General features: G+C 73.2%; 4 protein-coding genes. 1 reads left to right on the forward strand and 3 read right to left on the reverse strand.

Annotated elements, in window-relative coordinates; translation table 11 throughout:
- On the reverse strand, positions 1-684 hold a 684-nt coding region (locus HCN56_RS22340; protein WP_312871374.1), incomplete at its 3' end, for a phosphotransferase.
- Between the two features lie 405 nt (positions 685-1,089).
- Positions 1,090-2,754 carry a protein kinase domain-containing protein gene (locus tag HCN56_RS22345; RefSeq protein WP_245246898.1) on the reverse strand — a complete coding sequence of 555 codons (1,665 nt, stop codon included), beginning with the start codon at positions 2,752-2,754 and terminating at the stop codon, positions 1,090-1,092.
- Positions 2,755-3,358: 604 nt separating this feature from the next.
- Here HCN56_RS22345 and HCN56_RS22350 point away from each other — a divergent pair.
- A complete protein-coding gene (locus tag HCN56_RS22350) occupies positions 3,359-5,071 on the forward strand; it encodes a protein kinase domain-containing protein (RefSeq protein ID WP_167973958.1) in 1,713 nt (570 codons plus the stop codon).
- 295 nt (positions 5,072-5,366) lie between these two features.
- On the opposite strand, the gene HCN56_RS22355 is transcribed toward HCN56_RS22350, so the two are convergent.
- Positions 5,367-6,191 carry a maleylpyruvate isomerase family mycothiol-dependent enzyme gene (locus HCN56_RS22355; RefSeq protein WP_167973960.1) on the reverse strand — a complete coding sequence of 275 codons (825 nt, stop codon included), beginning with the start codon at positions 6,189-6,191 and terminating at the stop codon, positions 5,367-5,369.
- Between the last annotated feature and the right edge of the window lie 325 nt (positions 6,192-6,516).

Raw genomic sequence — 6,516 nt, forward strand, 5'->3', positions numbered from 1 at the left:
ACCGCGGGCTCCGGCAGCGGTCCGGTGGCCGCTGCGGGGCGGGACCGCTGTCGCCGCGCGCGCCTCGGAGCGTCGGGAGGCGGTGGCACCGGCGACAGCTGCGGCAGCGGCACCGATCGCGACGGGTGCCGCGGCTCCGCCGACGGGGGGAGGGGCGGCGCCGGGGCGGGGCGCGGCCGGGGCCGGGAGGGCGTCGCGCGGTGCGGGGGGCGCGAGGTGGTGGTCGTTGCCGGGCAACGCCGTGGCGTCCCGGTCCTCCGCTATCACCACCTCCAGCTGGCGGTGGACGCGTCCGAGCAGGTCGCCGAGCCGGTGTGACTCGGCGACATCGAGTTCGCCGCCCTCGCGGTGGTGTCCGTCGAGCCAGGGGTGGAGGGCGAACCAGCACCCGTCCACTAACGCGGCACTGTCACCGCTGCGGTCGGCGAGCGGCGGCACCACCGGCAGGCCGACGTCGGCCAGGGCGCTGGTGGCGCGGTGCCGGGAGGCCAGGGACAGGACGGTCTGCGGGTCCCCGCCGAGATGGTGCTTGAGGAAGTAGGCGCCGCGCGTGGTCGCGAGGCGGTAGCCGCGGTTGAGCAGTCCCCTCTCCAACGGCTCGCAGGAAAGCGGCTCCCCGACTCCGTAACGGCGCGTCAGGAGTTGCAGGGTCTGGTCGGCTGGGGATGCATGGCTGGGCGACACGTGGCGCATCGTAGATCACATTCCGCTACGCCCTGCATTCGCGTGCGGATGACCGGGCCGGAATGATAAAGAGCCGTTGTCGGCCACGCGCGGCCACGGCGCGGGGTGGCGCGGGGGTGGCGGATCAGAGGTGGGCGGGGCAGCGCGGCACCGCGTGCCACCTGGTGGCTTCGTACACGGCAACGTTCGTACAGCTCTCCGGACATCCACCCCCAGGGATGGCGGGGGTGGCCGGAAGGCGTCGCCTCGAACGCCGAGCGCAATTGCACGGAGCGGGCGGCAGACCAGTGTCGCGGCCACTGTTGACTACGTTCAGTAGCAGCGGACATGACAGCGGCCCGTGGCTACGGAACGTAGCCACGGGCCGCTGTCTGCTCGGCTCACCCGCGCGGGCGGGGGTCCGCCTCAGCCGTTGCCGGCGAGGAGTCCCTGGATTCCGCCGCCCTGGTCGCCGGGATCACCGCCACCGCCCTGGTCGCCGGGCTCACCGCCACCCGAGTCGGGGGGCGTGGTGCCGCCGCCGTCGCCCGGACCGCCGCCACCGTCGGCCTCTCCGCCCGGTGCGCCCTCGCTCTCACCGCCGGGAGCACCTTCGGTATCGCCGCCCGGTGCGCCCTCGGTCTCCCCGCCGGGCGTTCCCTCGTTGGTGCCCTCGGTGTCGCCCTCGCTCGTCCCCTCGGTCTCCCCCTCGGTGGTGCCGTCGGAGGTGCCGTCGGAGCCGCCGTTGGAGCTGCCGCCGCCCTGGTAGCCGGAGGAGTTGCCCGGCGCCGGGCTGGTCGTCGAACCGGTGGTCTGGTTCCAGTCCTGTTCGGGGGGGTCCTCGGGAGGGGGCTCTTCCTCCTCCTCGGGCTCCTCCTCCGGCTCCTCGGGATCGGTGCCCTCGGGCGGGTCGGTGCGCTCGCCCTGGTCCGGCGGCGCGACCGGCTCGTCGTTGCCGGCGTTGACGGCGATGAAGATGCCGATCACGATCGCGGCGATCACCAGCAGCGCCACCAGCACGTACCGCAGCCGGTTGGTCGTGGGGTCGACCGGGGGCCGGCCGCCGGCCGGGGTGTCGTCCCCGCCCGGGTTGCCGAGCAGCAGCGGCGGCCCGACCTGGGTGGGCGGCGGGCTGCTCATCGCGGCCGTGCCCATGGCGGGCGTCTCCGGCATGGCGGCGCCGGTGTTCCACAGTCCCGCGGTGTGACCGCCGTGCGTCTCCAGCATCCGCACCGCGTACTGGATCAGCGACCGCATCTCCTCGGCGGTCTGGAACCGGTCGTCCGGGTCCTTCGCCAGCGAGCGCATGACCAGGCCGTTGAGCTCCGGCGGTGACAGCTGCGAGACCTCGGAGGGCAGCCGGGGCAGGTCCTGCACGTGCTGGTACACCACCGACAACGGTGTCTCGCCGGTGAACGGCGGCCGCTGGGTGAGCAGTTCGTAGAGGAGGCAGCCGACCGCGTAGAGGTCGGAGCGGGTGTCCACGGCCTTGCCGAGCGCCTGCTCGGGCGAGAGGTACTGCGGGGTGCCCATGACCATGCCGGTCTGGGTCATCGTGGACTGCACCCCGTGCAGCGCACGGGCGATGCCGAAGTCCATCACCTTGACCGAACCGGTCTCGGTGATGATCACGTTGGCGGGCTTGATGTCGCGGTGCACGATGCCGTGCTGGTGGCTGTAGGCCAGCGCCTCCAGCACGCCCGAGACGATCGACAGCGCCCGCTCGGTCGGCTGGGCGTCCTCGTTGATCAGCAGCTCGCGGATGGTGTGGCCGGTGACCAGCTCCATCACGATGTACGGGACGGTGCCGTGGACCCCGCCGGTGTCCTCCTCGCCGGAGTCGTACACCGCGACCACCGCGTGGTGGTTGAGGCCGGCGACCGACTGGGCCTCGCGCGTGAAGCGGGCCTTGGCGACCTGGTCCTCCGCCAGGTCGGGGCGGAGCAGCTTCACCGCGACCAGCCGTCCCAACCGGACGTCCTCGGCGGCGAACACGTCGGCCATGCCACCGCGGCCCAACCGCCGCGTCAGCCGGTAGCGGCCGTCGCCGACCGTGCCCCCGCGCCCCCACTGCGAGGGGTCGTCCGCCAACTCCGAGTAGCTGCGGCCACCGGAGCCGCCCGAGGCCGTCGGGGCACCCACCGGCGTCACGCCGGCGGTGCCGCCGCGTGCCGCGCCGCCGGGGAGGTGGGATGCGTCACTCATGGTGCTGCCGAGAGCGGCGGTGTCGGGTCCGCCGTCGTCGCCGTCGTCGGCACGGCCGGCCGGCGTCGCGGACGGGCCGTCCGGGGCGCCGCCCTTCCGCCGCTCGTCCGTCGCGCCGCCGTCGCCCGGGGTGGCGCCGTCGCGTCCGCCGGCCTCCCGGTCACGGGCGTCGGCACTCTCCGCCGGGCGCGCGTCGCGTGGGGCGTCCGAGGAGGCGGGCCTGTCGCCGCGGGCCGCCTCGGGCTCGTCCTCGCCGTTGCCCGCAGCGCCGTGCTCCTGTGCCATCGGTCCTCACCGTCGTCGCGTCTCGCTTCGCCATCAAACCGGTTGTGGGGTCGCGCTGCCAAGTCGAGGTCACGGGCCCGAGACGAGTATGACGGTCCCGTCACAGAGCCCGAGCACACCGGTCACGGTACGGACAAGCGCCTTGACGCCCGTATACGCTGAGGCAGACTTGGCGCTGAATACGCAGCCAAGGGGGAGCCGACCGATGAACGAGCACGCCGTGGAGCCCGCTGACTACTCGGGCCGGGCCGTCGGCGGAGGCCGCTACCAACTGCGCACCCTACTGGGTACCGGCGGCATGGCGTCGGTCAACCTCGCGTACGACACCGTCCTCGCCCGCGAGGTCGCCGTCAAGACGATGCACGGCGAACTCGGCCGGGACGAGTCGTTCCGGGAGCGGTTCAAGCGCGAGGCCCAGTCCGTGGCCCGCCTCACCCACGCCAACATCGTCTCGGTCTTCGACACCGGCGAGGACACCATCGACGGCCTGCCGGTGCCGTTCATCGTCATGGAGTACGTCGACGGACGCCCGCTGCGCAGCGTCCTCGACGACGACATCCGCGAGTTCGGCGCGATGCCCGGCGACAAGGCGCTCAAGGTCATAGCCGACGTGTGCGCGGCGCTGGACATATCCCACGAGATGGGCCTGGTCCACCGCGACATCAAGCCCGGCAACGTGATGGTGACCAAGCGCAACGTCGTGAAGGTCATGGACTTCGGCATCGCCCGGGCCATGCAGTCCGGGGTCACCGCGATGACCCAGACCGGCATGGTCGTCGGCACCCCCCAGTACCTCTCCCCCGAGCAGGCCCTCGGACGCGGTGTCGACGCCCGCTCCGACCTGTACTCCGTCGGCATCATGCTCTTCGAGCTGCTGACCGGCCACCTCCCCTTCGACGCGGACTCCCCGCTGGCCGTCGCCTACGCGCACGTCCAGGAGCAGCCGCCCGCGCCGTCCTCGATCAACGCCTCGGTCCCGCCGCAGCTGGACGCGCTGGTCGAGCGGATGCTGCGCAAGAACCCGGACGAGCGGTTCCAGAGCGCGGAGGAGCTGCGCGAGGAGAGCCTGCGCGTCGCGGGCACCCTGACCGGCGCGGCACCGCGGATCACCGCCACCGGCCCCGTCTCACGCAGCGGCGACGCCGTCGCCAACTCGGTGTTCCCGCAGTACGGCACCAACCCGCCCGGCGCCCCGGCGCCCGGCACCCCGCCGCCCGCCGGCTACGCGCCGACCCCGCAGCCGCAGGGTTACGGGTACCCGCAGCACACCCCGCCGCCCTACGTGATGGCTCCGCCCGCCGCCCACTCCGCCGCGGGCGCCGGAACCGGTTCCGGCGGTGGCGGAAACGGCGGAAAGACGTTCCTCATGGCGCTCGCCGGAGTCGTCGCGGTGGCGCTGATCGTCGGTGTGGCGTTCATCGTCGTCAACGGCAGTGACGACAGCGGCGACATCGCGGACGGCGGCTCCTCGGAGACGGACACCGGCGGCACCGACGCGGGCGACGGCGGTGACGCGGGCGCCGGTGGCGACGCCGACAGCGACGCGGACGAGGACACCGACACGGAGACCGAGCGGGAGCCCCGCTTCAAGGAGGGCGACACCGAGAAGACGGTCGATGTCTCCGTCTGCCTGGAGCCGCGCGACTTCTACGACCAGGAGGAGCACCCCGGCGCCGTCACGATGCCCAACTTCTACGACAAGCACGTGGCGTCGGTGAAGGAGTGCCTGCGTGCCGGCACCGAGGCCCACGAGGGCGAGGGCGTCGCGTGGAACTACGCGAACGACATCCCGCGTGACGAGGTCATCAAGGGCCAGGGCATCGTCGTCGACCAGTCGCCCAAGGCGCACGAGGCGTACAACCCGCTGGAGGACGAGATCGTGCTGACCGTGTCCACCGGCAAGGAAGCCACTCGCTGACGCGGCGGCCGCTCCGACGCGGCGGTCGGTCGGCGGCGCGAGTCGCGTCGGGTTGCCGCACGGGCGCGGACGGTGCCGGCCTCATCAGGCTGCGGAGCCGGGCACGGTGGCGGGTCCGCCGGCAGATGGCGGCGGGTGGCGGCGTCGCCGAGCGGCGGTCCCCGGACGGTGCGTTCTCCCGCGGGGCCGCCCCGGACGACGGTGGCCGGGCGGCGGACGTGCCGGCGTCATGACCGCACCGGCCGGCCCGCTGCTCCGCGGAGCGGGGCGCGGGGCCCGGTGGGGCAGGCCGACGTCAGGGCGTGATCGAGAAGTTGGCCAGAATACGGTTCGTGATCTCCTGCTCACCCTCGATCTTGAGCCGGTCGGCGGCGCGGCGGCGCCGCATCCGACCGCAGGCGAGCCGGGCGTACGTCTCCCAGTCGGTGGTGAAGGTCGCCACCGGGCCCAGTGACGGGCTGCTGGAGACCGAGCCGCGGCCCTCCTCGTCCACCCGCACCGTGCGCAGGAACTCCATGGGCCCGCTCACGTCGAAGACGACCGCCGAACGCGGGGCGATCTTCGCGCGGTCGGCGATGACGGCGGGCAGCGCCTCGATCATCATGTCCCGCGCGATCTCCGCAGCCGGGGAGTCGAGGTTGCCGGGCTCGTCGAGCGCACGGCGGAGGTCCTGCTCGTGCACCCAGACGTCGAAGGCGCGCCGCCGCAGCGACTCCTCCAGCGGCATGGGGCCGAAGACCGGGCTGTTGACCACGTGATCGGGTGCGCGCTTGTCGTTCCGGAGCTGCCGGCAGCGGCGGATGATCGTGTACTCCAGCTCGCCGGTCATCTCCGGGCCGGTGTGGTGCCGGCGGACGTCGACCTGGACCTCCATGTAGCGGCTGGTCTCGTCGGTGACGTGGTACAGGTCGCGCGGGAGGGTGTGGATCGGGCGCGGATCGCCGAGCGCTTCGCTCTCCAGACCGATGACGTGCGAGACGATGTCGCGGACCGACCAACCGGGGCACTCCGTCCGGCTGTTCCACTCTCCCTCGGTCAGGTGCGCGACGAGCTCGGATATCGCCTCGATGGAATGCGTCCAGGCGTCGATGGACGGCTGAAGGCTTGGGCGTTCGCTCACAGGACCCCTCGAAGCGGTGAGTGTGCCGGTTGAGTGTGTGCTCATCCTAGGGCGCTCGCAGGGGTCTGTTCGAGCGGCGTAGCAAGTGTGCTCGGGATGTCACCTCTCCTCGGCCAGCGTTCCGGGCGAGGTACGGGCGGCCCGGATCGCTGCTGCGGCACGGGATGCGGCGCCGGGAGCGAGGGGGCGTGCGCCCGCCCGGGGCCGTCGCACCGTCACACCTGCAACGCCTGTACCGCGCGCCCCCGTTGGCGGTGCGAAGCCCCGGAAGCCGGCGGCGGGGCCGGCGGACGCGCGCGCCGCCGGGCCGCGGACGGGCGACCCG

Source organism: Streptomyces lonarensis (assembly GCF_012033735.1).
Classification (GTDB): domain Bacteria; phylum Actinomycetota; class Actinomycetes; order Streptomycetales; family Streptomycetaceae; genus Streptomyces; species Streptomyces lonarensis.